Source organism: Ruegeria sp. BF6 (assembly GCF_056538665.1).
Genome location: NZ_JBQFTN010000001.1, coordinates 1,157,756 through 1,182,440, shown reverse-complemented (window position 1 = coordinate 1,182,440; position 24,685 = coordinate 1,157,756). Strand labels below are relative to the sequence as shown.

Genomic DNA, 24,685 nt, shown 5'->3' with positions numbered 1-24,685 from the left:
TCATGACGCAAATCGACTATACCCGCGCCGCCAAGTACTTTCTTCTGCAGGACTTCTGGGTCGGCTTCAAACTGGGAATGAAGTATTTCTTCGCCCCCAAAGCCACCATCAACTATCCGCATGAGAAGGGCCCTCTGTCGCCACGTTTCAGGGGTGAGCACGCCCTGCGCCGTTACCCGAATGGCGAGGAACGCTGCATCGCCTGCAAACTGTGCGAGGCGATCTGCCCGGCGCAGGCCATCACCATCGACGCCGAACCTCGTGAGGACGGCAGCCGCCGCACCACACGCTATGACATCGACATGACCAAGTGCATCTATTGCGGTTTCTGCCAAGAGGCCTGCCCGGTCGATGCCATCGTCGAAGGTCCGAATTTCGAGTTCGCCACGGAAACCCGCGAAGAGCTGTTCTACGACAAGCAGAAGCTGCTCGATAACGGCGAACGCTGGGAAGCCGAAATCGCCCGAAATTTGGAAATGGATGCGCCGTACAGATGACTGACCGAGTTCCATTCAACAGGAATATGCTTTGGGTTTTGGCTGCATTGGTAGCTTCGGCGACCTTTAAATGGTTTGCTATTCCGGGGACAACTTTCACCCAAGCGTTTACTCCAGCCGTGGTGATCATCGTCGGCTTTTGCTGGTTTGCCACTGCCTACATTGCGATTTCCAAGTTTGAGAGACAGTTGTTGGGCTGGTCAATGGTAGTGCTCGGCATTTCAGCCGTTGTGTTTACTTTGGGGTGGCCGAAATGAACGACACACCTACAAATCCGTTCGAGCTGATGATGAAGCAGGCTCAGGACATGGCCAAGGCCATGAACCCGGCGATGGAGAATTTCTCGCCCAAGGGGTTCGAGGCGCTGTGGCCGACCATGCCCAAAGAGGTCATGGAAATGATGTTCGGCAACACCGTCAACAAGGACGGTCTGGATGCCAAAACCCGCCTGCTGCTGACACTTGCCGGGCTGACCTGTCAGGGCGCACAGGCGGACTCGGCTGTTCGTCAGACCGTGCGTCACGCTCTGGAAGCAGGCGCCAAGAAACAAGAGATCGTGGAAACGATCGGTCAGATGTCGGTCTTTGCCGGCATCCCAGCCATGACCCGCGCGCTGGAACTGGCGCAGGAAGTCATGGGCGACAACGAGGATGAGGATCAATGACCGTCTTTGCCTTCTATCTGTTTGCCATCTGCGCCATCACCGGCGGGCTGTTCACGGTGATCAGCCGTCAGCCCGTGCACTCGGTGCTGTGGCTGATCCTGTCCTTCCTGTCTTCGGCGGGGCTGTTCGTGCTGCTGGGGGCCGAGTTCGTGGCGATGCTTCTGGTTATCGTCTATGTCGGTGCGGTCGCGGTTCTGTTCCTCTTCGTGGTGATGATGCTGGACGTGGACTTTGCCGAGCTGAAGGCCGAGATGGCGCGCTATATGCCGCTGGCGCTGCTGATTGGTTTGGTGATCCTGATGCAGTTCGTCATGGTGATCGGCGCCTGGGACAGTGCCGAGGGCGCGGCGGCCAATCTGGCGCAGCCGGTCCCGGTCGACCGTCATAACACCGAGGCGTTGGGCGTCATCCTCTATGATCAATACTTCCTTCTGTTCCAGCTGGCGGGCCTGATCCTGCTGGTGGCCATGATCGGCGCCATTGTTTTGACGCTGCGCCACCGTCAGGACATCAAGCGTCAGGACATCATCGGCCAGATGATGCGCGACCCGGCCAAGGCGATGGAGTTGAAGGACGTGAAACCGGGGCAGGGGTTGTGAGACGCAGTCTATCAAAAGTAGTGGCTATGACCGGCTGCCTTGGTTCGCTTTCGACAGGCGCAATAGCCTGTGAAAGCGCGCCGCAAAACGAAGGCTACAAGATTAAAAAGGTTCTGCCTGATTGCAGTTTTCGAAATGGCGGCAGAGGGCAATTTGCAATCTTCGGCGGCAAGCCTGTTGTCGACATTGGCAACGGGCGTATTGGGCAACGTATACACAGTGGCGAAGGCTGCAGCCCGGATGAGAGCCTGTTTTTTATGAACTGCACTGACGGAACAGGCATCGTTGTGGAGGGGTTGCACTACGCTTCGGAAATCGCGGGCTATACACCGAGTTCCATTGACCTCATCCAAAAACCGCGTGGTGCAATCGGACTAACACCCGAAACAACGGTTTCCAACGTTGAAGAGGTTGCGACCGACAACCGGTACACGTTCACCAAAGAAGTCGGAGATTTCTTTGCTCGAACCAAAGATCACAAGCGCATCGACTACACCTGTGGCTGCAAACTCTACTATCCCGACTCGCCAGGAGCGAAGCTATGATCGGACTTGAACACTATCTTACGGTCGCGGCGACGCTGTTCGTCATCGGCATCTTCGGTCTCTTCCTAAACCGCAAGAACGTCATCATCCTGCTGATGAGCATCGAATTGATGCTGCTGGCGGTGAATATCAACCTCGTGGCGTTTTCCAGTTTCCTAGGCGATCTGGTCGGGCAGGTGTTTACGCTGTTCGTTCTGACAGTCGCGGCGGCCGAGGCGGCGATTGGTCTGGCCATTCTGGTCTGCTTCTTCCGCAACCGCGGCACCATCGCGGTTGAAGACGTCAACATGATGAAGGGGTAAGAGAACATGGAAACCACCATCCTCTTTGCCCCGCTGGTGGGCGCACTGATCTGCGGCTTTGGCTGGCGGTTCATCGGTGAGAAAGCCGCCATGTGGACTGCCACCGGCTTGCTGTTTCTGGCCTGTCTGCTGTCGTGGATCGTGTTCTTCGCCTTCGACGGCCACACCCAGCAGATCGAGGTTATGCGCTGGATCGAGAGTGGCTCGCTGTCGACAAGCTGGGCGGTGCGTCTGGACCGGCTGACTGCGATCATGCTGATCGTGGTGACGACCGTATCGGCGCTCGTGCACCTTTATTCCTTTGGCTACATGGATAACGATCCGCAATGGCGTGAAGGCGAAAGCTATAAGCCGCGCTTCTTTGCTTATCTTTCTTTCTTTACTTTTGCCATGTTGGCGCTGGTGACGTCGGATAATCTGGTTCAGATGTTTTTTGGCTGGGAAGGCGTGGGCGTTGCTTCGTATCTGCTGATCGGGTTCTACTATCGCAAGCCATCGGCCAACGCTGCTGCGATTAAAGCATTCGTGGTGAACCGGGTCGGTGACTTTGGCTTTGCTTTGGGCATATTTGCGCTGTTCTTCCTGACGGACAGCATCAACCTCTCGGACATCTTCGCGTCGGCCCCTGAACTGGCGGAAACGCAGTTGCACTTCCTGTGGGGTGAGTGGACCGCCATCGAGGTGATCTGTGTACTGCTGTTCATTGGTGCGATGGGCAAGTCGGCCCAGCTTATCCTGCACACCTGGCTGCCGGACGCGATGGAAGGCCCGACGCCTGTGTCGGCACTGATCCACGCCGCAACCATGGTGACCGCCGGTGTCTTCCTGGTCTGCCGCATGTCGCCGCTGATGGAGTTCGCGCCGGGTGCGACCGGGTTCATCACCGTGCTGGGGGCCTCGACCGCATTCTTTGCCGCGACGGTGGGTCTGGTGCAGACCGATATCAAGCGTGTCATCGCCTATTCGACCTGTTCCCAGCTGGGCTATATGTTCGTGGCTGCCGGTGTCGGCATGTACTCGGCGGCTATGTTCCACCTGTTCACGCACGCGTTTTTCAAGGCGCTGCTGTTCCTTGGTGCCGGTTCGGTGATCCATGCGATGCATCACGAGCAGGAAATGACCGAGTACGGTGGTCTGCGGAAGAAAATCCCCTATACCTATTGGGCGATGATGATCGGCACGCTGGCCATCACCGGTGTTGGCATTCCGCTGACCACATTTGGTTTCGCCGGGTTCCTGTCCAAGGACGCGATCATCGAGAGCGCCTATGCAGGTGGGTCGGCTTATGGTTTCTGGCTGTTGGTAGTCGCGGCTGCGTTCACCTCATTCTACAGCTGGCGCCTGATCTTCCTGACTTTCTACGGCAAGCCGCGTGGCGATCAGCATACGCACGACCACGCGCATGAAAGCCCGATGAGTATGCTGGTGCCTCTGGGCGTGCTGTCGCTGGGTGCGGTCTTTGCCGGCATGATCTGGTACGGTAACTTCTTTGGTCACGCGGACAAGGTCGGCAAATTCTACGGAATTCCGGTTGCCGAGGCGTCCGAGCATGCTGAGGCGGGCGATCACGGCCAGGCGGATACGCATGCTGATACGGCTCATGCGGGTGATGACAACGGGTCGGACACGCTTGCGGATGACGGCCACGGGGATGAGGCTGCGCACGCTGACGCTGGTCACGGTGACGAGGCGGCCCATGGTGGGGATCACCACTATGTCTTCACCGGCAAGCCGGGCGAGGGTGCCCTGTATATCGCGCCGGATAACCATATTCTGGACGACGCACACGCGGCTCCGAAATGGGTCAAGGTTTCGCCGTTCGTTGCGATGGTGCTGGGATTTGTCATGGCCTACTGGTTCTATATCGTGAACCCGTCGCTGCCGGGACGTCTGGCACAGAACCAGCGGCCGTTGTACCTGTTCCTGCTGAACAAGTGGTATTTTGACGAGATCTATGACGCGGTCTTCGTCAAGCCCACGGTGGCGCTTGGCCGATTCCTGTGGAAACGCGGCGATGGCAACACCATCGACGGCTTCCTGAACGGTGTCGCCATGGGCGTTGTTCCCTTCTTCACCCGCCTCGCAGGCAAGGCGCAGACGGGCTACATCTTTACTTACGCCTTCTGGATGGTTCTGGGCATCGCCGCCCTGGTCACCTGGATGTCGATCGGCGGAGGCGCACAATAATGGATAATATCCTCTCCATCGTCACCTTCATCCCCGCAGTGGCGGCAGGCATTCTGGCCCTGTTCCTGCATGGCGATGATGTGGCCGCGCAGCGCAATGCGAAATGGGTTGCGCTGGTTGCGACAACGGTGACCTTCCTGGTCTCGATCGGCATCTATACGGGCTTTGACCCGTCCAACACCGGCTTCCAGATGGTGGAAGAGGGTGAGTGGCTGCTTGGCCTGAAGTACAAAATGGGCGTGGATGGCATCAGCGTTCTGTTCGTGCTGCTGACCACCTTCATCATGCCGCTGACCATTCTGGCCAGCTGGCAGGTCACCGACCGCGTCAAGGAATACATGATCGCCTTCCTGCTGCTGGAAACGCTGATGCTGGGCGTGTTCATGGCGCTGGATCTGGTGCTGTTCTACCTGTTCTTCGAGGCAGGTCTGATCCCGATGTTCCTGATCATCGGTATCTGGGGCGGCAAGGATCGCATCTATGCCAGCTTCAAGTTCTTCCTCTACACTTTCCTCGGTTCGGTGCTGATGCTGGTGGCGATGGTAGCGATGTACGCGGATGCAGGCACCACGGATATCGAGGCACTGATGAGCCATCAGTTCTCGTCCGAAAGCTTCAGCGTATTGGGCATCTATATCGTTGGCGGTATGCAGACGTTGATGTTCCTGGCGTTCTTTGCCTCGTTTGCGGTGAAAATGCCCATGTGGCCGGTGCACACCTGGCTGCCGGATGCGCACGTGCAGGCCCCTACGGCGGGTTCGGTCGTGCTGGCGGCGATCCTGTTGAAGATGGGCGGCTATGGTTTCCTGCGGTTCAGCCTGCCGATGTTCCCAGTGGGTTCGGCGGTGATGACCGATCTGGTTCTGTGGATGTCAGCTATTGCGGTTGTCTACACCTCGCTGGTCGCGCTGGTGCAGGAGGACATGAAAAAGCTGATCGCCTATTCCTCGGTCGCGCATATGGGTTTTGTGACCATGGGGATCTTTGCTGCAAACCAGCAGGGTATTGACGGTGCGATCTTTCAAATGCTCAGCCACGGTTTCATCTCGGCGGCGCTCTTCCTGTGTGTCGGCGTCATCTATGACCGGATGCATACCCGTGACATTGACGCTTATGGCGGTCTGGTAATCCGGATGCCTGCCTATGCGCTGGTCTTCATGCTGTTCACCATGGCTAATGTCGGCCTGCCGGGAACCTCTGGATTTATCGGCGAGTTCCTGACCCTGATGGGCACGTTCCAGGTCAACACCTGGGTCACCGCAGTGGCGGCGTCCGGTGTGATCTTCTCGGCGGCCTATGCGCTGTGGCTGTACCGCCGCGTGGTCTTTGGCGACCTGATCAAGGAAAGCCTCAAGGCGATGACCGACATGACCTCGCGCGAGCGGCTGATCTTCGCGCCGCTGATCGTGATGACCATCCTTCTGGGCGTCTACCCGTCGTTGGTGACCGATGTAATCGGTAACTCGACCGCCGCACTGATTTCGAACTATGACACGGCTCTGGCCGCGGCTGAGGCCGTGATCCAGACGGCCGCTTCGCACTAAGGAGGCTTTGGAGAAATGATCCAGGCTGATCTGACAATAATCCTGCCAGAGATCGTTCTGGCCGTATATGCGATGGCCGCTCTGATCGGGGCTGTCTATACGGCAAAGGATGCACTGGCGCCGGTTCTCGTGTGGTCTACGGCTGGCCTGATGGCGCTGCTGGCCATCTGGATTGCAACCAATGGCGATGGCGTCAACGTGGCCTTCAACGGCATGTTCATCGACGACGGGTTCTCGCGCTTTGCCAAAGTTGCGATCCTGCTGTCTGCCGCGGCCGTTTTGGTGATGAGTCAGGACTACATGTCGCGTCGCGGGCTGCTGCGGTTTGAATATCCGCTGCTGGTGGCTCTGGCCGCTGTGGGCATGATGATGATGGTCAGCGCAGGTGACCTGATGTCCCTGTATATGGGGCTGGAACTGCAGTCGCTGTCCCTTTACGTTGTGGCCGCCTTGCGCCGTGACAGCGCGAAATCGACCGAGGCCGGTCTGAAATACTTCGTGCTTGGCGCACTTAGCTCGGGTCTGCTGCTGTATGGCGCATCGCTGGTATATGGCTTTACCGGCACCACGCTGTTCACGGGTATCATCCAGACCGTCCATCATGGTGATATTTCGGTTGGCCTTCTGTTCGGCCTGATCTTCCTGATCTCGGGTCTTGCGTTCAAGGTTTCGGCCGTGCCGTTCCACATGTGGACACCGGACGTGTACGAGGGCTCGCCCACGCCAATCACCGCCTTCTTTGCCACCGCGCCGAAAGTGGCGGCGATGGCGCTGTTTGCCCGCCTGATGCACGACGCCTTTGGCGGAGTGGTCAAGGACTGGCAGCAAGTGATTGTTCTGCTGTCCGTTCTGTCGATGCTGCTGGGCGCGGTTGCCGCGATTGGGCAGCGCAACATCAAACGGCTGATGGCGTTTTCGTCGATAGCCCACATGGGTTATGCGCTGATCGGTCTGGCGGCGGGTACGGAAATGGGCATCAAGGCGATGCTGATGTATCTGGCGATCTACGTGACCATGAATATCGGCACCTTTGCTTTCATCCTGATGATGGAACGGGACGGCAAACCAGTCACTGATATCGACGCGTTGCGGCAGTATTCCAAGCGTGATCCTGGTAAGGCTTTGGCTGTTCTGATCCTGATGTTCAGCCTCGCGGGCGTGCCGCCGATGTTGGGCTTTTTCGCCAAGTTCGGCGTCTGGCAGGCCGGTGTCAGCGCAGGTCTGACCGGGTTGGTTATTGTCTCGGCCATCGCGTCTGTGATCGGTGCGTTCTATTACCTGCGGATCGTGTTTTACATGTATTTCGGGGATGAGAACGAAGATCCGATCGAAACGCGTTCCACGCCGGTTCTGTGGGTCGCTTTGATGGGGTCGGCCGCTCTGATGCTGGTCGGTGTATTCTATCAGTTCGGCATCGAAGGCGCTGCGGCAGCTGCAGCGGCAACACTTGTCAACTGACGTGACAGGCATCCAAATGCAGGGGGCTCGGTCAACAGACCGGGCCTTTTTGCCATGACTGCTTGGCCGCAAGGATACGGACTGCACATCGTGCAGGAGATCGACAGCACCCTGAATGAGGCCGCCCGGCTTGCCCCGACGGCGCCGGGTCCGGTCTGGATCATGGCGCACCACCAGACCGCCGCGCGGGGACGGCGAGGCCGCGCCTGGGCCAACCCAAAAGGCAATCTGGCAGCGACCCTGTTGATGCGCCCGCAGGGCAATCCCGAACAGGCGGCGTTGCGCAGCTTTGTGGCCGCGCTGGCGCTTTTTGATGCCTGTGTCGCGGTGACCGGCCGGGCGGCAGGGCTGTCTTTGAAATGGCCCAATGATGTGTTGCTGAACGGTGGCAAGCTGGCTGGTATTTTGCTGGAAAGCACCGGGCAGGGACGTGAACTGTCTCATCTGGCCATCGGGATCGGAGTGAACCTGTCTGAGGCCCCCCCGACCTATGCGGTCGAACAAAGCGCGGTGCGTCCTGTTTCTCTGCTGTCGGAAACCGGTGCGGCTGTCATCCCCGAGGATTTCCTGACTGAGTTGGCCTCGGCATACGCAGGGTATGAAACCCAGTTCGTGACCTACGGGTTCGAACCAATCCGGACGGCGTGGCTGTCCCGTGCTGCCCGGTTGGGCGAGGTAATCACCGCCCGCACCTCAACCTCCGAGACGGTGGGAACCTTTGAAACCGTGGACTCTAACGGCAACCTTGTCCTAAAGACCGCCAAGGGCCGCGTCAGCATTCCTGCGGCGGATGTGTTTTTCTGAAGGAGGCGCAGATGCTTCTGGCAATTGACTGCGGTAACACCAACACCGTTTTCTCGATCTGGGACGGTGAGGTGTTCCTGTGCACGCTGCGCACCTCGACCCATCACTCCCGCACGGCGGATGCCTATTTCACCTGGTATTCGACGCTGGTGAAACACTACGGGATCGATGCGGACATTACCGATGTGGTCATTGCCTCGACCGTACCGCGTGTGGTGTTCAACCTGCGCATCTTTGCCGACCGTTTCTTTGGTTGCCGCCCGCTGGTTGTGGGCAAGCCGGAATGTCTGCTGCCCGTGGCGCCGCGCATTGACGAGGGAACTATTCCCGGCCCTGACCGTCTGGCAAATGCGGTTGGCGCGTTTGATCGTCACGGTGGCGATGTTGTCGTGGTCGATTTCGGCACCGCCACCAATTTTGACGTGGTCGCCTCGGACGGGGCGTATGTCGGGGGTATCATCGCGCCCGGCGTGAACCTCAGCCTTGAAGCACTGCACCAAGGGGCGGCGGCCTTGCCGCATATCGACATCACCCGCCCGGAAAAGGTTATAGGCACAAACACGGTTGGCTGCATTCAATCTGGCGTGTATTGGGGCTATTCCGGCTTGATCGAAGGGCTGATTGCCCGGATCAAAGAGGAATACGGAATGCCGATGAAAGTGGTCGGCACCGGCGGGCTTGCGCCTTTGTTCGATCAGGCGGATGTCGGGTTTGATGCGATCGAAGACGATCTGACGATGCACGGGCTGACCGTGATCCATCGCTATAACAAGGAAAATGGCTCGACATGAGCAGTGAACGACTGATCTATCTGCCGCTGGGCGGTGCCGGCGAAATTGGCATGAACGCCTATGTCTATGGGTACGGCAAGCCGGGGCAAGAGCGGCTGATCCTCGTCGATCTGGGGGTGACCTTTCCGGATATGGACACGACTCCCGGTGTTGACCTGATCCACGCTGATATTTTGTGGCTGCAGGAACGGGCTGACCGGCTTGATGCCGTGTTTGTCACTCACGCGCATGAGGACCACGTGGGTGCGGTTGCGCATTGCTATGAAGCGCTGGGCGCGCCGGTCTATGCTCGCGCTTTCACCGCCAATATCGCGCGCCGTAAGATGGAAGAACACGGCCACCCTGAGGACGTGGTGCAGACGGTTTCGGCCTGGCCCGAGCAGATTTCTGTCGGCCCGTTCAAGGTTGGGTTTCTACCGGTTTCACATTCCATTCCCGAAAGCGCGGCGCTGGTGATCGACACGCCCGAAGGCCGGATCGTACATTCCGGGGATTTCAAGCTGGACACCGACCCGGTGGTGGGTGAAGCGTTTGATCCCGATCTGTGGGCCGAGGTTGCCAAACCCGGCGTCAAGGCGCTGGTCTGTGACAGCACCAACGTGTTTTCGCCCCATGCTGGCCGCTCAGAATCTGAGGTCGGCCCCGAGATTACCAAGCTGGTTGAAAGCGCCGAGGGCATGGTGGTCGCGACCACCTTTGCGTCGAACGTGGCGCGGGTGAAAACGCTGGCCGAGGCAGGAGCACGGGCCGGGCGTTCGGTTGTGCTGTTGGGCCGTGCCATGCGGCGGATGATCGAAGCTGCGACTGAAACGGGCATCCTCTCTGATTTTCCCAAGGTTGTCAGTGCCGAAGAGGCCGTGGACATGCCGCGCCAGAACCTGATGCTGATCGTAACCGGCAGCCAGGGCGAGCGCCGTGCCGCCAGCGCACAACTGGCACGCGGCAAGTATCGCGGAATTGAACTGAAAGATGGTGATCTATTTCTGTTCTCGTCCAAAACCATCCCCGGCAACGAGCGCGGCGTAATCGTTGTCATGAACCAGCTCAGCGAAAAGGGCGTGGATGTGGTGGACGACAGCTCGGGCCTGTACCACGTGTCCGGTCACGCAAATCGTCCCGATCTTGAAAGGGTGCACGCGCTGATCGACCCGCAAATGGTGATCCCGATGCATGGTGAACACCGGCATCTGCGCGAACATGCCAAGCTGGCCGAAGCTGGTGGACGCAAAGGCATTCTGGCGGTGAATGGCACGATGCTGGACCTGACCGGCAATGAGCCGAAGGTGGCGGATTTTATTGAAACCGGTCGCACCTATCTGGATGGCACCGTCAAGGTTGGCGCTTTGGACGGAATCGTGCGGGACCGTATCCGCATGGCCCTGAACGGGCACGTGACGGTCACGGTCATTCTGGATGAAGAAGATGAACCGCTGGATGAACCGTGGTGCGACACGATGGGCTTGCCCGAGATCGGTACCTCCAAAGCCGCGCTGGTCGACGTGCTGGAAGAAGATCTGAACCAGTTCCTGATGCGGGCGGACGCCAAAACCCTGCGCGACGATGACAAGCTGGAAGAAGCCATGCGCCGCATCGTGCGTCAGACCGCCAAGGCCGAGATCGGCAAAAAGCCCGAAGTGACCACGGTGATCAGCCGGATGAAGTGATGCCTAGTCCGCTTCAGGCATCGGATAGCCTTTGAGCTGCAGGAACAGGCTTTGTTCCTCGGTATGCAGGTAGAGGGGCACGGTTACAGGCGGCTCGGGGTTTGAAACCCGGGCTGCAATTTCGGCCAAAACCACCTCGGTAATAAAAGGCAAATCCAGATCGCGCGCACGGCCGAGGGGCACCCATTGCAGGTGGGACAGCTCATCCGAGGCGTGGCCGAAATCGTCCAGATCGCCCTGGATCGCGTTGGCATCGACCAGAAAGAAACGCGCGTCGAACCGGCGAGGGCGGCCCGGCGGCGTTACGGCGCGGAACACAAACTGCAGAGCATCCGCGGCTGGTCGGAACCCCATGGAGGCAAAGCTTTGCCAATCCTCTGGAACCGTGCTGTTCCAAGTTCCGGGTTCACCCAAGATCAGCCCGGTTTCTTCCCACAACTCGCGGATTGCCGCCGCGGCCAGCGCGTTCTGCAGCCCCGGTTCGGACTTCTCGTCCAGCCGTTCGCGGCAAAGTTCGGGCATGGGGGAGGCCAGAGAAATGCCTCCGTCCGCCGCATCAACTGCACCGCCGGGAAACACGAACTTATTGGGCATGAAGACGGCTTTTGCGCCGCGCTGCCCCATCAGGATTGATGGTTCGGTCAAACGGTTCCGCAGGACGATAACCGTCGCTGCATTTCGTATCGCTGTTTTGTCTTCTGTCATTCGCTGATCAATCTGTCCGCGCGGGTCATCAAGCTTTTTCAAACCCGTGCATCCGACGTGCCCATTGATAGGCGACCACAGCGCCTTTAAGCCGGGGAAGCAGGAAAAGCGACAGGGCCGTGCATCCGATAGCAAAGATCAGAAACATGGTCAGGGGCTCGGGTCGAAACTCGACATAGGTCACATGCAACGCCGGAGCCAGCAGGTGACCGACCAGCAAAATGGTCAAGTAGGCCGGGCCGTCATCTGCCCGGTGATGAAACAGCTCCTGCCCGCAATTGCTGCAGCTATCGTTGACCTTCAGGTAGCCGTGCAACAGCTTGCCCTCGCCGCATTTCGGGCAACGGCCGCGAAACCCTTTGATCAAAGCGGGCCGTGTCGGACGGTCATCCTCGGTCGTGGTGTCGATCGTCTGATCTGTCATTTTGAAACTCGCGCGTTCGATTGCGCAGGATAATGCGCTTGTTTTGTTCCGCAGAAAAGGGGGTGCGGCGCATTGTGACTTAGGTCGGCTGCATTAGGTCGCCAAAAGTTTTTCAGGTTTTAGCGACGGAACCCGTGGTCCTACTCGTTTGAATAAATGTGAGCAGCGGCGATGGGGCCGCAAACAAAAGGAAAACGATATGAAAAGCGCGAAACTCATTCCGGCCATCCTGATATCGGCCGTTGCAGTCACAGGCACCTCGGTTCTGGCGGCCGGGCCGAAAGATCGCGAACCTGTGAGCTTTCAGGAATTGGACGCAAATGGTGACGGTCAACTGACCAAGGAAGAGATGGAGGCCCACCGAACGAAGCGATTCACCGAAGCCGACACAAATGGCGATGGTCAGTTGAGCGTCGAGGAAATGCAGGCTACGGCACAAAAGAAGGCCAATGACCGCGTGACCAAAATGTTCGAAAGGAATGACGCCAACAAGGACGGATTTCTGAGCGAGGACGAGTTGCCCAAACCACGCCGCACTGGCAAGATGTTTGACCGTATCGACGCGGATAACAGCGGTACGATCTCGGAACAGGAATACACCGATGCAAAAGAGCGGATGGGCCGGAAGAACAAAAGGAACGGCAAGGCGGACTCTGACGACAGCTGATGAAGGATGGAGGACCTGACGTCCCCCCTGAACGAAGTCCGCGGTGCCTCATGCGCCGCGGACGCGTCGGACGATGCGTTGCTGCGGCAGTTCGCCAAGGGCGATGCAGCGGCGGCACGTACGTTGACGGATCGGCTGGCACCACGATGCTTTTCGGTGGCTCTACGAATGCTCAGCAATCGGGCCGAAGCGGAAGATGTGACGCAGGACGCAATGATGCGGCTGTGGCAGATGGCGCCGAACTGGGTGCCCGGCCAGGCGAAAGTGTCTACCTGGCTCTATCGTGTGACATTAAACCTGTGTGTGGACGTGCAGCGCAAGAAACGGCCGGACCGTCTGGACGATGTGCCAGAGCCCGAGGACGAAGAACTCAGCGCGGCGGATCGATTGCAGGACGCAGCGCGCAGGGACGCGCTGCAGGAGGCGTTATCGCAATTGCCGGATCGTCAACGTCAAGCGGTGATCTTGAGGCATATCGAGGAGTTGCCCAACCCCGAAATTGCAGGGATCATGGGCATTTCGACGGAAGCGGTGGAAAGCCTGACCGCGCGCGGGAAACGCGCCCTGGCGGCAATACTGGCCGGGCGACAGGATGAACTGGGGTACGAAGATGGCTGAGAACGATATGGACCTGGATCAGTTACTTGCCCAAGCACGGCAAACCCAACCCGAACTGCCCGATGATCTGGCGGTTCGCATTCTGACGGATGCCGAAGCGGTGCGTCTGGACCGGTTGAAACCCACAGTGCCCCCGCGCTCTGTTTGGGCTCGGATTCTTGATGGAATCGGCGGTTGGCAGAGCATGGGCGGACTGGTCGCGGCCAGTGCAGCAGGTATTTGGATCGGAGTGTCCGCACCAGGTTTCCTGCCTGATCCGGCGACAATTATCTACCCGCAGGAGAACAGCTTTGTGGTCGCCGACCTTGGCCTGGACACAACATTTCTGGAGGACGCCGAATGAGCGATAATACCAAGCCCAAAAGACGGTGGGTAACGGTTCTTCTGACCGTATCGCTGGCGCTGAACCTTTTGGTTGTCGGGGTCGCTCTGGGCACGGTTTACCGGGTCAAGGGTGGGGATCACGGCAAGGCCCCCCCCGGATTTGGGCCAGCGATTTATCGGGCGCTGCCCAAGGAAGATCGGAAAGTCTTGCGCGGGGAATTGTCCGAGCGGCATGTGAAAGGGGCAAAACTCCGGTCTCAGGATTTTGCCGCGCTGGAGGCCGCCTTGCGGGCGGAGCCGTTCGATCCAGCGGTTGTACAGGCTTTGCTGCAGCAGCAGGCGCAGGCCATGGCAGACTTGCAAAATGCGTTACAGGAGGAGTGGCTGAACCGGATCACAGCGATGACGGATGCCGAGCGTCAGGTTTACGCGGACCGTCTGCAAGAGGTGGTAAAACGCAAACGTCACGGTCGAAAGAACAAGAACTGACGGTCTCAGGCCGCGCTTTGCTGGACCTGAACCTGATTGCGCCCAGCGGTCTTGGCAGCGTAGAGCGCGGTGTCGGCTGATTTGATCAACCTGTCCAGCCCAGCAGGTTGATGCGATGGCGAGGCGAGATTGGGCTGGGTTGCGATCAGTCCGATGCTGATCGTGACCGGGATAGGGGCAGGGGTGTCTGGCAGGTTGAATGGCCTCTCGCGAATGCACTCACACAAGCTCCGAGCCAGTTCGAGCGCCTTGGCTTGCGTGGTTTCCGACAGGCCGATCATGAACTCTTCCCCTCCGATCCGGGCAATGAAACCTGCCGAACCGACGGTTAGCTTCAAGCGTCTGGCGGCCTCGGTCAGAACCAGATCCCCACCTGTATGGCCGAACTTGTCATTGATGGCCTTGAAATGGTCCAGATCGGCCAGCATCACAGCGAGACCTTTGCCGGTGCGGGTGGATTGATGGGCGATCTGATCCATCGCACGCATCGCATAGCGGCGATTATGCAACCCGGTCAGAGGGTCCACCCAGGACTCGACCAACCCACGCCGCAGCGACGCGCGCATCTGATCCAAGCTGGTTTTTCGCTTGATCTGGCTTTCCAGGCGCAACAGGACCTCTTCTGCGCAGAATCCGTCCATACAGATCGCGTCGGCGCCGCGGTCTAGCGCCTCTGACGCCAGCACGGCATCGTCTTCCGCAAGAACGCCGATCAGCACTGTATGCCGGGTGGTGGTGCGGGATTTCAGGTCGGCCAGCAGGTTAAGACCAGACGGATTCGTGCTGATTTCAAAGATGATGGCGTCCGGCACTGGCCCGGACAATACACCCCGCAGGTTTGTCGTGGTATGCGCAGACAGGTTGTGCCGCGTTCGCTGTGACAGGGCATTTTTCCACAACGCTCCGGTCCGCGCGGATTGCGTCAGAATAGTCACACGGGCCGCCTTGGGCGGCAAAATGGGTGCGGCACTCGACTCCGCAAAGCCCATGGGATGTGAACCGGACCCGACATGCAGGTCCAGCGCTTCTGCCCGTGCGCGCAACAGGCTACGCACCCTTGCCAGAAGGACCGTGTCTTTGAACGGATGCGCCAGAACATCATCCAGCCCATCCGAGAGTGCTTTCAACCGGGCGGCCTTGTCGTTTTGAGGCGCGATTGCCACCACCGGTACACCGATCAGGTCTGGGTCGGCCAGAACCAGCCTTTTGACATCCGCAGCCGTGCCATCCGGCAAGGCCTGAGACGTAAGCACCAGATCGGGGTTGGCGCGTCGCAACAGCCCGGTGAGACCCTGAAGCCGTTCGCCCTGTACGACGTGGTACCATGCTGCCGTCAGTTGGACCTTCAGCATGATGCGATTGGTCGAGGTCCCGTCGAGGACAAGGATGGTTCCCTGCACGGACATATCAGTCACCATTGATTGCATGCGTTGCCAAAGTGTTTATGAGTCTGGTTAATAAACCCTTTCCAAGACCTGATCCGGGGCTACTTTATGTCAATCTCCCCCCAATCTGCAGAAACTCTGGCGCTCAATGTTTTGGGCTGGCTGGTAGGCAACGAAGAATTGCTGCCGGTTTTTCTGGGTTCGACCGGGGCTTCGGCGCAGGATCTTCGTGACAGGGCGGGCGAACCGGAGTTTCTGGGATCGGTGCTTGAGTTTCTAATGCTTGACGATTCGTGGGTGATCGCTTTCTGTGACGCCAACTCCGTGTCCTATGATCAGCCCGGTCAGGCCCGCGCGGTGTTGTCCGGTGGCGCCGACATCCACTGGACCTGATCAACAACCTTGCAGGAGCAATCAATGCCCATCGACGCGATCCTGTTCGACAAGGACGGAACCTTGTTTGATTTTGCCAATACCTGGGGCGCGTTTGGGCGCAACATAGTATTGCGTCTGGCCGACGGCGATCATGCACGCGCCGCCGAACTGGGTCGGCTTATTGGATTCGATCTGGAACAGGTCGCCTATTCCGAAGACAGCATCGTCATTGCTGGCACAGTCGAGGAAATCGCCGAAGTCCTCGCCCCGCATTTGCTGAATATGACACTGGATGAGTTGATTGACGTCCTGAACGTCGAGTCGGCCTCGGCCCCGCAGGCGCAGGCAGTTCCATTGGAGCCGTTTCTTGCGGGGCTTCGGCGGGCCGGGCTGAAACTGGGCGTTGCGACGAACGATGGTGAAATGCCCGCGCTGCAGCATCTGGCATCGGTCGGGATTCGCGACCTTTTCGATTTTGTCGCTGGTTATGACAGTGGCCATGGGTTCAAGCCCGGTCCCGGGCAATTGCTGGCCTTTGCGGCCCATGTAGGCGTTGACCCGGAACAGGTGGCCATGGTCGGGGACAGCCTGCACGATCTTCAGGCCGGACGCGCCGCCGGGATGACTACGATCGGTGTCCTCACGGGACTGGCTCCGGCCGAAGCGCTGGCGCCAATGGCGGATGTCGTGCTGCCGGATATCGGGCACATTCCGGACTGGCTGTCCAATAACTGATCGCGCGGCGGTCACTTTCGGCGTTTCGGGATAAGAAACCGACATAGACTGTCGCAGACAGAGCGGCCAGACACCCGCCTTCGGGGCTTGCATAGGGGTACGCAAGTTCCGGAGGACCAAATGGCTGATACGAAAAGGCGCGGACGTCGCAGTGGGGGACGGGCCGGTGCCGCCGAACGCAGGGGCAGCGCTGTCATCGACCAGATGCCGTTTAACCCTCCGATCAATATCGACAAACCGACCGAACCGCTGGATCAGGCGGGGATTGAGGCGATCCATGACGGGGCCATGCGTATCCTCGAAGAGATCGGGATCGAGTTCTACAACGAAGAGGCCATAGGCATCCTTCGTGAGGCCGGGTGTACCATTGATGGCGACAACGTCCGCATGGGTCGGGACTTTGTTATGGAGATGGTGGCCAAGGCGCCATCGCGCTTTACCATCACGCCGCGCAACCCCGACCGGACAATTGAAATCGGTGGCCGGACCATGGTGTTCGGCAACGTGTCGTCTCCGCCGAACTATTGGGACATGGAGATCGGCACCAAGGTCCCCGGCAATCGCGAGATGTGTCGGAACCTGCTGAAACTGACGCAGTATTTCAACTGCATCCACTTTGCGGGGGGCTATCCTGTTGAACCGGTCGATATCCACGCCAGCATCCGGCATCTGGACGTCCTGTACGACAAGCTGACCCTCACCGACAAGGCGATGCACGCCTATTCGTTGGGTAAGGAGCGCGTCGAAGATGTGATGGAGATGGTCAGGATCGCTGGTGGTCTTAGCCATGAAGAGTTCGAAACATCGCCGCGGATGTACACCAACATCAACTCGACCTCACCGTTGAAGCACGACCATCCTATGATTGACGGTTGTCTGCGGCTGGCCCGACGAGGGCAAGCGATTGTTGTGACGCCGTTCACGCTAGCCGGGGCGATGGCGCCGGTGACGATGGCCGGGGCCGTGGCGCAATCGCTGGCCGAAGCGCTGTGTGCGATTGCTTTGTTCCAATACGTTCGCCCGGGCATTCCCTGTGTCATCGGAACATTCACGTCGAATGTGGACATGAAGTCGGGGGCACCCGCCTTTGGCACGCCCGAATACATGCGTTCGACACAGATGACCGGGCAAATGGCACGGTATTACGGCCTGCCTATGCGGTCCTCTGGGGTGTGTGCGGCCAACGTGCCCGATGGGCAGTCGGTGTGGGAGACGTCGAACTCTCTGTGGGCGGCCGTTCAGTCGGGCACAAACATGGTCTATCACGCGGCGGGTTGGCTTGAGGGCGGGCTGATCGCAAGTCCCGAAAAGTTCGTCATGGATTGCGAAATCCTGCAGCAGATCCAACGCTATATGCAGCCCGAGATCACAGCGACCGGTCCGGACGAGATCGCTCTGGAGGCAATCCGCGCGGTTGGTAATGACGGCCATTTCTTTGGTGTCCAGCACACGCAGGACCGTTACACCACGGCGTTTTACCAACCTTTCCTGAGTGACTGGCGAAATTACGAAGGGTGGAACGTTGCGGGTGGTATCTGGACGGCGGAACGTGCGCATCACATGTTCAAGGAAATCGTCACCAGCTTTGAGCCTCCGCCGATGGAGGACGGTATCCGCGAAGAATTGGCCGACTTTGTAGCCCGACGGAAAGCGGAAGGCGGAGCGCCAACGGATTTCTAATTTTCTGTCAACGGCTTCCGCCGTGATTCTTCATCAGATTGTCGGTATCTCACGAACCATCTTGGGGTTTTGTTAAGGATTGTCAGGCCAGATTGGAACAGAAACCAATCTGGGGCTTCTCATGCATGGTCTGATCAATCGGGCGGTACAGTCTTTTGTATGCGCGACTTACGGACAATCGTGCTGGCTGCGCGTGACCGAGGCGGCGAAGCTGGGCTTGGTCGAATTTGAGGCCATGCTGGTTTACGACGACGACATGACTATCCGGGTGCTGGACGCGCTGTGTGTTGACCTGAACCGCCCGCGCGCCGAAATCCTTGAGGATCTGGGAACCTATCTGGTTTCTCATCCCAATATGGAGGATTTGCGGCGCTTGCTACGCTTCGGAGGTGTCACCTATGTTGAGTTCTTGCATTCCCTGGATGATCTGTCCGACCGGGTGCGGCTGGCCGTTTCAGACCTCAGCCTGCCAGCGCTGGAGCTGAGAGAGAAGGCGCCAACGGAATACCAACTGTTCTGCCATCCGGGCCTGCCCGGTTATTCCAGCGTAATGGTCGGAGTCCTGCGTGCGATGGCCGATGATTACGGCGCTCTGGCGATGCTGTCCCATGACGGGCAGGAGGGTCAGGCAGAGGTCATCTCGATCGTTCTTGTTGAAAGCGCATTTGCCGAAGGGCGTCACTTCGATCTGGGGGCGCGGAAAACATGATGGAAACCGGTGATCTTGCGGCGCTTTTGGAAACGCTATGTCCGATGTTTGTGCTGGTGGACGAAGACGGAAGCATTGTACGCGTTGGGCCGACGTTGCAAAAACTGCGCCCTGATCAGCCGATGGCCGGAAAAGACTTTCTGGAGGTTTTCGAACTGGTTCGACCACGCGCCGTGACGACGCTGTCGGCGCTGATGTCCCTCGCCGGGGCCAAGCTGCACCTTAAGCTTCATGACACGCCACGCACGGCGCTCAAGGGGCTGATCGCCCCTCTCCCGCAGGGGAAGGGTGCGGTCATCAACCTGTCCTTTGGTATCTCGATTCTGGATGCGGTGCGCGACTATGCGCTGACCAGTGCGGATTTCTCTGGCACCGATCTGGCCATTGAATTGCTATATCTGGTCGAGGCCAAATCCGCCGCGATGGAGGCCTCGCGGTCGCTGAACCTGAGGCTGCAAGGGGCAATGCTGGCCGCCGAAGAGCAAGCCTTTACCGACATGTTGACCGGGCTGAAGAACCGACGGGCGATGGATGTGTTGCTGGGTCATCTGATCTCTGGGAGTTCTCCGTTTGCCCTTATGCATCTGGATCTAGATTTCTTCAAATCTGTCAACGATCAGTACGGGCACGCCGCGGGGGACTATGTGCTGCAACAGGCTGCCCGGATCATGGTGGAAGAGACCCGCAACGATGACACGGTTGCGCGCGTTGGTGGGGATGAGTTTGTCATTATTTTTAAAGGCTTGTCGGACGAACCTGTTCTGTCAGCAATTGCGGCGCGCCTCATAGACCGGCTGCGAAAGCCGATGGAGTTCGAAAACAATACCTGCCGGATCTCTGCCAGTATCGGAACCGCATTGTCCACTCAGTTCAAGCCCCCCAAAGCCGCCGAGATCCTGAATGCGGCGGACTTGGCACTGTATGAAGCCAAAAGAAAGGGCAGGTCTCGCCACTGCCTTTACTCGGCGCTTGTAGGGCAGCGATAGAGGGGCCCTTCCGAGATTAGCTCACGGTAGCCCCGGTTGCGCCAAAACCTGCAGTTGTCCGATCGGTTAGGTCTCGTGGAATAGACGGGACAGGGTGGTTGCTATGTGGTGTTTGATCCGGGGCAACTCTCCGACCACGGGCATCACTTGCCCCTGGAACGCTGCCGCGTTCAACTCTTGCGGGACGTCCTCAAGCACATGGCCGCCGTGGCAGGCGAAGTACGGCAGACACAGCGCATGAGCGGACAGGCCAGCTGCGGCTTCGGCAATGGAGGGCGGCTCTTCTACAAAGCCCAGACGTATCGACTTGAATGTCAGGTGTTGCGCCAAGTCTGTCGCAAAGGCGCGGGCTACCGCAGATGGGTTGCGGCTGCGGCCGGATCCGTGGGCGGCCAACACAAGATCGGTCTCCTCTGGGGGCCATTGGTATTCGTTCAACGTATCACGCAGAGCAGCCGCAACCAGGCCTGGCAGGTCGGCATCAACCCCCAGCGGATCGAGTATACGCAGGTTTCGCCCGGCAAGACGTTTGGGCAGGGCACCGGTTACGAACCACCCTTTGGCCATGAACAGCGGATAGATCACAGCATCATCCGGCAGCTGTGACACGCGCTGCTCGAATACGCCCGGAGCGGCCAGAGTGGCTGAGCGAACAGTCACGCCGTCACAAAGGGCGTCCACCTCGGCGGCATAGGCGGCCAACGCCTGTTCTGCCGGGATCGGCTCAGACGGTTGGCCATGGGCAACTATGAGGGCGTATGGCATCTACTTGATCCTGTCTTCTTTCCCGATAGGTGTTCCCTGACCTGCCAAAGTCAATCCAATCCGTCCCAATATCAGCCCAAAAGTGTCAGCCAGAACCAAACCGTTAAGATGGAAGCTGCCGTCCCGATCAGTACGGACGATGCCGCGACCCTTTTGGCCCGGCCATACATGCTGGCAAAGATATAGGCGTTAAAGCCGGGAGCCATTGCTGCGTTCAGCACCCCCGAGCGGAACAGATCCTGTGGCAAGCCCACCGTCGTACCAAACAGCCACACGAGGCTGGGGTGCAGCATCAGCGAAATGGCGCAGACATAGGCAATCGCACGCAGGTCGCCCTCGGGCTTGTATTTGACCAGTACACCGCCCAACGCAAACAAAGCTCCGGGAAGGGCGGCGCGGGTAATGAGGCCAAGCGCTTCGTCCACCACTGAGGGCACGCCAGTTCCGGACAGGTTGACGACAAAACCCAACGCGATGCCAAGGATCAGGGCGTTGCGAAACATGGCCGTCAAGACAGATCTGATCATGCGCGTGCCACCATTGCCGCGATTGCGGACCACCTCCATTACGGTGATGCCGACGGCATAACAAAACGGGGCGTGGAAGGCGATGATCGCATAGTTGCCGGACAGGTTTTCGGGGCCGTAGGCGCGTTCGGTAATCGGCAGGCCCAACAATACTGAGTTCGAGAACAGGCAGCAGAACCCGATTGCCACGCAATCCTCCCATTCGCGGTGAAAGATCAGGCGGGCGCCAAACAGGCCTGCAGTGAAACACAGCGCCGCAGCCGTATAAAAGCTGGCCAATAAGCGCGGGTCGAAGCTGGCGCTCAGGTCCAGATGTGCGATTGCCAGAAACAGCAGGCAGGGGATTGCGAAGCCTTGGGTGAATTTCATGAGGCCGTCCACATGGACCTCTTTAAAGTACCCCAATGACGTCGCGGCGTAGCCCGCACCGATCACGAGGAAAACCGGCAGAATGACGTCGATCAGGTTTTGCAGCATATTGCCACCCCGAGGGATATCGCAGGCTGTGTCCGCAGCGCTTTACAGAGCCTGGTGGATCACCATGCCATCATAGGCTGGTGTGATGTGATCGGCGGTTTCGGCTTCGACCGTGGCATAGTCCAGGTCAATATGCATGTTGGTCAGTACCGCGCGTTTGGGTTTCAACTGGTCGATCCACCCCAGCGTCTTTTCCAGATGCGCGTGGGTGGGGTGCGGTGACCGGCGCAGGGCGTCGATGACCAGACAGTCCAACCCCTCTAGCAAGGGCCAAGAATCGTCGTAGAATTCGGCAACGTCCGGCAGATAGACCAGATTGCCCATCTTGACCCCCAGCGAGTCGATCGAGCCGTGGTTTACCTTGAACGGATGAAACGGGATTGTGCCACCGGGGCCGTCGATCTCGAACGGACCGGAGATGGTTTTCAGGTCCAGGATCGGCGGGTATGGAGAGCTCTCGGGTTGGACGAACGCGTATCCGAACCGCCCCAACAGGTCGTTTTGGGTGTCTCCATCCGCCCAGACGGGAACACGTGCCTTCATGTTGAAAACGATCATGCGCAGGTCGTCGATGCCGTGAACATGGTCCGCGTGGCTGTGCGTATAGACCACCCCATCCAGCCGCCCGGTTCCGGTGCTGAGCAACTGGCTGCGCATGTCCGGCGTGGTGTCGATCAGGACGGATGTGGTGCCTTCAGGTCCGTCGCGCTCTACCAGCATCGAGCAGCGGCGGCGAATATTTCTAGGGTTGTTCGGGTCGCACGCGCCCCAATGCCCGCCCAGCCGGGGCACGCCGCCGGAAGAACCGCAGCCGAGGATGGTGCAGCGCAGCTCGGTCATGCGGCAGCCTTGTAGGTCGCGGCTTTGGTGAACAGCCGGTCGAAATTAGCCTGCGTCTGGGCGGCGAAATCGGCATAGTCCATGCCAAATATCTCGGCCCCTTTTCGGGCGGTGTGGGCAGTATAGGCCGGCTCATTGCGTTTGCCGCGATATGGCGGCGGGGCCAGATACGGCGCGTCGGTTTCCACCAGTACGCGGTCAACAGGCGCGGCGGCGAAGATATCGCGCAGTTCCTGGCTTTTGGGGAAGGCGGCGATGCCGGACATGGACAAGTAAAACCCCAGGTCCAGCGTGGCTTTGGCCAGTTCCGCCGAGGACGAAAAGCAGTGCATGACGCAGGAGTAAGGCGCGCTGCGGTATTCCTCGGCCAGAATGCGCGCCATGTCTTCGTCGGCTGCACGGGCGTGGATGATCAGGGGCAGGCCGGTGCGCTGGGCAGCCTCGATATGGATGCGCAGGGATTGTTTCTGCGCCTCGGCACTGTCTGCGGTGTAGTGGTAATCCAGCCCGGTTTCTCCGATGCCCACGAATTTTGGGTGCTGGGACAGAGTGACCAGTTCGTCGACGGTCGCCATCGGCTCATCCGCCGCGTTCATGGGGTGGGTGCCAGCGGCATAGAAGACGGGTGCGTGGTCCTCTGCAATGGCGCGGACGGTGGGCTCGTTGCGCAAGCGCGTGCAGATCGTGACCATACGGGTCACGCCTGCCTCGGCGGCGTTTGCGATGATCTGGTGCAGTTGCCCCTCGAAGTCGGGGAAGTCCAGATGGCAATGGCTGTCGGTGATCTGGGGGGTGTCGCTCATCTGTTCTGACCGGCGGTTTCCTGTATCTTGAACATCGTATCTAGGACCAGAGCGGCAGGGTCAAGGTTCACCGCCTGACCATGGCGCGCGCGGGCTGTGATGGTCGCGGCGACCTCGGCCCATTGGCGGGCTTGGTAAGGTGACTTAGACAGGCGGGCCAGCGTTTCCGCTTCGTTTGGAGCGGCTTCGGGGATAGGAGGGGCTCCGGTTGCGCCGGTCAGGGCGAGGCGGGACAAGGCGACGTCGATCAGGGTCAGCAGCAGTTCGAAACGTTCCGCCGCGCCGCGCTGGGCGGCGGCCTCGGCCAGCGCCAGTGCGCGCTGGCGATTCATGCGGGGCAGGGTGCCCAGAATGGCGATCAGTTCGGCGTAGATATCCAATCCGCCCAGATTAATCAGCCGCACTGCATCGCCGACAGACCCTGCGGCTAGTGCTGCCAGATGATCGGCTTTTGTGGGCAGTTCTGCACAGGATTGCGACAGGGCGGCTTGCACGTCTTCTGCTCCCAACTTCGACAGGCGCAGGGTGCGGCAGCGCGACCGAATCGTCGGCAACAGGCGCGACGGTTGGTGCGAGATCAGCAGCAGGATTGTTCGCGCTGGCGGTTCTTCGAGCATTTTCAGCAACGCGTTGGCTGCGCTTACATTCATCTCATCCGCCGAGTCCACGATGACGACCCGACGCCCGCCATCGGTGGATGAAAGGCCAAAAAACTTTCCAAGCTTGCGGATGTCGTCGACAACGATTTCGTTGCGCAACCGGCCCTGGTCGTTGAGTGAGCGGGTGATAGCGGCGAGACCCGGTTCCGCCCCCGCCAGAATACGGTGCGCGACGGGGTGGTCGGGATCGATCTCCAGCGACTCCGGCGGTGGTGTGGCGCCGAACAACCCATCCCCCTCGACCTGAGGTGTTGCCAGCAAGAAGCGGGCAATACGCCAGGCCAGGGTCGCCTTGCCGACCCCGCGTGGGCCGGTCAAGAGCCAGCCGTGATGCAGTCGGTCAGAGGTGTAGGCGCTCAGAAACGCCTGCTCGGCCTCAGCCTGTCCGAACAGGTGCCGGGTTTCGCGCGGGTGCGGGGCGCCGGGGGCCTGATCCGGGGTTGGGGTGTCGTCGTTCATCTA

General features: G+C 59.3%; 29 protein-coding genes. 21 read left to right on the top strand and 8 right to left on the bottom strand.

What is annotated here, in order from left to right; genetic code table 11:
* Window positions 1–2 precede the first annotated feature (2 nt).
* Genes nuoI through ACR0IM_RS05895 form a run of 12 tightly spaced genes read left to right on the top strand, consistent with a single transcriptional unit; the run spans window position 3 to window position 11,055 of the window.
* A complete protein-coding gene (gene nuoI / locus ACR0IM_RS05950; RefSeq protein ID WP_480593135.1) occupies window positions 3–497 on the top strand; it encodes an NADH-quinone oxidoreductase subunit NuoI in 495 nt (164 codons plus the stop codon).
* Window positions 494–754: a hypothetical protein gene (locus ACR0IM_RS05945; RefSeq protein WP_480681149.1), complete on the top strand. Its 261-nt coding sequence runs from the start codon at window positions 494–496 to the stop codon at window positions 752–754. Before nuoI ends, ACR0IM_RS05945 begins: the two co-directional genes overlap by 4 nt.
* Entirely contained in the window at window positions 751–1,161 is a 411-nt protein-coding gene (locus tag ACR0IM_RS05940; protein WP_480681147.1) for a carboxymuconolactone decarboxylase family protein, read from the top strand. Before ACR0IM_RS05945 ends, ACR0IM_RS05940 begins: the two co-directional genes overlap by 4 nt.
* On the top strand, window positions 1,158–1,760 hold the full coding sequence (locus ACR0IM_RS05935) for an NADH-quinone oxidoreductase subunit J (protein WP_480681146.1): 603 nt from the start codon (window positions 1,158–1,160) through the stop codon (window positions 1,758–1,760). Before ACR0IM_RS05940 ends, ACR0IM_RS05935 begins: the two co-directional genes overlap by 4 nt.
* Window positions 1,761–1,786: 26 nt before the next feature.
* Window positions 1,787–2,305 carry a hypothetical protein gene (locus ACR0IM_RS05930; RefSeq protein ID WP_480681145.1) on the top strand — a complete coding sequence of 173 codons (519 nt, stop codon included), beginning with the start codon at window positions 1,787–1,789 and terminating at the stop codon, window positions 2,303–2,305.
* Window positions 2,302–2,607: an NADH-quinone oxidoreductase subunit NuoK gene (gene nuoK / locus ACR0IM_RS05925; protein WP_005984024.1), complete on the top strand. Its 306-nt coding sequence runs from the start codon at window positions 2,302–2,304 to the stop codon at window positions 2,605–2,607. Before ACR0IM_RS05930 ends, nuoK begins: the two co-directional genes overlap by 4 nt.
* Window positions 2,608–2,613: 6 nt before the next feature.
* A complete protein-coding gene (nuoL, locus tag ACR0IM_RS05920; RefSeq protein WP_480640844.1) occupies window positions 2,614–4,794 on the top strand; it encodes an NADH-quinone oxidoreductase subunit L in 2,181 nt (726 codons plus the stop codon).
* Window positions 4,794–6,338: an NADH-quinone oxidoreductase subunit M gene (locus ACR0IM_RS05915; RefSeq protein ID WP_480593148.1), complete on the top strand. Its 1,545-nt coding sequence runs from the start codon at window positions 4,794–4,796 to the stop codon at window positions 6,336–6,338. Before nuoL ends, ACR0IM_RS05915 begins: the two co-directional genes overlap by 1 nt.
* 15 nt (window positions 6,339–6,353) lie before the next feature.
* Window positions 6,354–7,796, top strand: a complete 1,443-nt coding sequence (gene nuoN, locus ACR0IM_RS05910; RefSeq protein WP_480593149.1) for an NADH-quinone oxidoreductase subunit NuoN — start codon at window positions 6,354–6,356, stop codon at window positions 7,794–7,796.
* 54 nt (window positions 7,797–7,850) lie between these two features.
* Window positions 7,851–8,600 carry a biotin--[acetyl-CoA-carboxylase] ligase gene (locus tag ACR0IM_RS05905; RefSeq protein ID WP_480593152.1) on the top strand — a complete coding sequence of 250 codons (750 nt, stop codon included), beginning with the start codon at window positions 7,851–7,853 and terminating at the stop codon, window positions 8,598–8,600.
* Between the two features lie 11 nt (window positions 8,601–8,611).
* On the top strand, window positions 8,612–9,391 hold the full coding sequence (locus tag ACR0IM_RS05900) for a type III pantothenate kinase (protein WP_480593155.1): 780 nt from the start codon (window positions 8,612–8,614) through the stop codon (window positions 9,389–9,391).
* Window positions 9,388–11,055 (top strand): ribonuclease J, encoded by a 1,668-nt coding sequence (locus ACR0IM_RS05895; RefSeq protein ID WP_480681144.1) that lies wholly within the window; start codon window positions 9,388–9,390, stop codon window positions 11,053–11,055. The genes ACR0IM_RS05900 and ACR0IM_RS05895 overlap by 4 nt, the downstream gene beginning before the upstream one ends.
* 3 nt (window positions 11,056–11,058) lie before the next feature.
* Here ACR0IM_RS05895 and ACR0IM_RS05890 read toward each other — a convergent pair whose 3' ends face one another.
* Together ACR0IM_RS05890 and ACR0IM_RS05885 are read right to left on the bottom strand one after the other, a co-directional pair.
* The gene (locus tag ACR0IM_RS05890) at window positions 11,059–11,760 is read right to left on the bottom strand and encodes an NUDIX hydrolase (protein WP_480681143.1); all 702 of its coding nucleotides are present in this window, start codon (window positions 11,758–11,760) and stop codon (window positions 11,059–11,061) included.
* A gap of 28 nt (window positions 11,761–11,788) precedes the next feature.
* Window positions 11,789–12,184, bottom strand: a complete 396-nt coding sequence (locus tag ACR0IM_RS05885) for a DUF983 domain-containing protein (RefSeq protein WP_480681142.1) — start codon at window positions 12,182–12,184, stop codon at window positions 11,789–11,791.
* A gap of 199 nt (window positions 12,185–12,383) precedes the next feature.
* Here ACR0IM_RS05885 and ACR0IM_RS05880 point away from each other — a divergent pair, with 199 nt between their 5' ends.
* The 4 genes from ACR0IM_RS05880 to ACR0IM_RS05865 are packed head-to-tail and all read left to right on the top strand — an operon-like array spanning window position 12,384 to window position 14,282.
* Entirely contained in the window at window positions 12,384–12,851 is a 468-nt protein-coding gene (locus ACR0IM_RS05880) for an EF-hand domain-containing protein (RefSeq protein ID WP_480593165.1), read from the top strand.
* A gap of 6 nt (window positions 12,852–12,857) precedes the next feature.
* Complete coding sequence (locus ACR0IM_RS05875; RefSeq protein WP_480593167.1) at window positions 12,858–13,469, top strand: RNA polymerase sigma factor; 612 nt, start codon at window positions 12,858–12,860, stop codon at window positions 13,467–13,469.
* Window positions 13,462–13,812, top strand: coding sequence for a hypothetical protein (locus ACR0IM_RS05870; RefSeq protein ID WP_480640840.1), 351 nt, complete (start codon window positions 13,462–13,464; stop codon window positions 13,810–13,812). The genes ACR0IM_RS05875 and ACR0IM_RS05870 overlap by 8 nt, the downstream gene beginning before the upstream one ends.
* Window positions 13,809–14,282, top strand: coding sequence for a periplasmic heavy metal sensor (locus ACR0IM_RS05865; protein ID WP_480640839.1), 474 nt, complete (start codon window positions 13,809–13,811; stop codon window positions 14,280–14,282). The genes ACR0IM_RS05870 and ACR0IM_RS05865 overlap by 4 nt, the downstream gene beginning before the upstream one ends.
* Before the next feature lie 5 nt (window positions 14,283–14,287).
* Here ACR0IM_RS05865 and ACR0IM_RS05860 read toward each other — a convergent pair whose 3' ends face one another.
* The gene (locus ACR0IM_RS05860; RefSeq protein WP_480640837.1) at window positions 14,288–15,688 is read right to left on the bottom strand and encodes a diguanylate cyclase; all 1,401 of its coding nucleotides are present in this window, start codon (window positions 15,686–15,688) and stop codon (window positions 14,288–14,290) included.
* Between the two features lie 87 nt (window positions 15,689–15,775).
* Between ACR0IM_RS05860 and ACR0IM_RS05855 the strand changes: the two genes are divergently transcribed.
* The 5 genes from ACR0IM_RS05855 to ACR0IM_RS05835 all read left to right on the top strand — a co-directional run bounded on the left by ACR0IM_RS05855 (window position 15,776) and on the right by ACR0IM_RS05835 (window position 20,152).
* Window positions 15,776–16,060 (top strand): DUF3572 domain-containing protein, encoded by a 285-nt coding sequence (locus ACR0IM_RS05855; protein WP_480681141.1) that lies wholly within the window; start codon window positions 15,776–15,778, stop codon window positions 16,058–16,060.
* 24 nt (window positions 16,061–16,084) lie between these two features.
* Window positions 16,085–16,777, top strand: a complete 693-nt coding sequence (locus tag ACR0IM_RS05850) for an HAD family hydrolase (protein ID WP_480681140.1) — start codon at window positions 16,085–16,087, stop codon at window positions 16,775–16,777.
* A 120-nt stretch (window positions 16,778–16,897) separates the two neighbouring features.
* Complete coding sequence (locus tag ACR0IM_RS05845; RefSeq protein ID WP_480640834.1) at window positions 16,898–18,457, top strand: trimethylamine methyltransferase family protein; 1,560 nt, start codon at window positions 16,898–16,900, stop codon at window positions 18,455–18,457.
* A gap of 121 nt (window positions 18,458–18,578) precedes the next feature.
* The gene (locus tag ACR0IM_RS05840) at window positions 18,579–19,166 is read left to right on the top strand and encodes a heme NO-binding domain-containing protein (RefSeq protein WP_480681139.1); all 588 of its coding nucleotides are present in this window, start codon (window positions 18,579–18,581) and stop codon (window positions 19,164–19,166) included.
* Window positions 19,163–20,152, top strand: a complete 990-nt coding sequence (locus ACR0IM_RS05835) for a diguanylate cyclase domain-containing protein (protein ID WP_480681137.1) — start codon at window positions 19,163–19,165, stop codon at window positions 20,150–20,152. Before ACR0IM_RS05840 ends, ACR0IM_RS05835 begins: the two co-directional genes overlap by 4 nt.
* Before the next feature lie 66 nt (window positions 20,153–20,218).
* On the opposite strand, the gene ACR0IM_RS05830 is transcribed toward ACR0IM_RS05835, so the two are convergent.
* The 5 genes from ACR0IM_RS05830 to ACR0IM_RS05810 form a co-directional block, all read right to left on the bottom strand.
* On the bottom strand, window positions 20,219–20,917 hold the full coding sequence (locus ACR0IM_RS05830; RefSeq protein WP_480681135.1) for a sirohydrochlorin chelatase: 699 nt from the start codon (window positions 20,915–20,917) through the stop codon (window positions 20,219–20,221).
* Window positions 20,918–20,988: 71 nt separating this feature from the next.
* Window positions 20,989–21,921: an AEC family transporter gene (locus ACR0IM_RS05825; RefSeq protein ID WP_480681134.1), complete on the bottom strand. Its 933-nt coding sequence runs from the start codon at window positions 21,919–21,921 to the stop codon at window positions 20,989–20,991.
* A gap of 42 nt (window positions 21,922–21,963) precedes the next feature.
* On the bottom strand, window positions 21,964–22,761 hold the full coding sequence (locus tag ACR0IM_RS05820) for an MBL fold metallo-hydrolase (protein WP_480593197.1): 798 nt from the start codon (window positions 22,759–22,761) through the stop codon (window positions 21,964–21,966).
* Window positions 22,758–23,564 carry a TatD family hydrolase gene (locus ACR0IM_RS05815; protein WP_480681132.1) on the bottom strand — a complete coding sequence of 269 codons (807 nt, stop codon included), beginning with the start codon at window positions 23,562–23,564 and terminating at the stop codon, window positions 22,758–22,760. The genes ACR0IM_RS05820 and ACR0IM_RS05815 overlap by 4 nt, the downstream gene beginning before the upstream one ends.
* On the bottom strand, window positions 23,561–24,682 hold the full coding sequence (locus ACR0IM_RS05810) for a DNA polymerase III subunit delta' (protein WP_480681131.1): 1,122 nt from the start codon (window positions 24,680–24,682) through the stop codon (window positions 23,561–23,563). The genes ACR0IM_RS05815 and ACR0IM_RS05810 overlap by 4 nt, the downstream gene beginning before the upstream one ends.
* Window positions 24,683–24,685 lie beyond the last annotated feature (3 nt).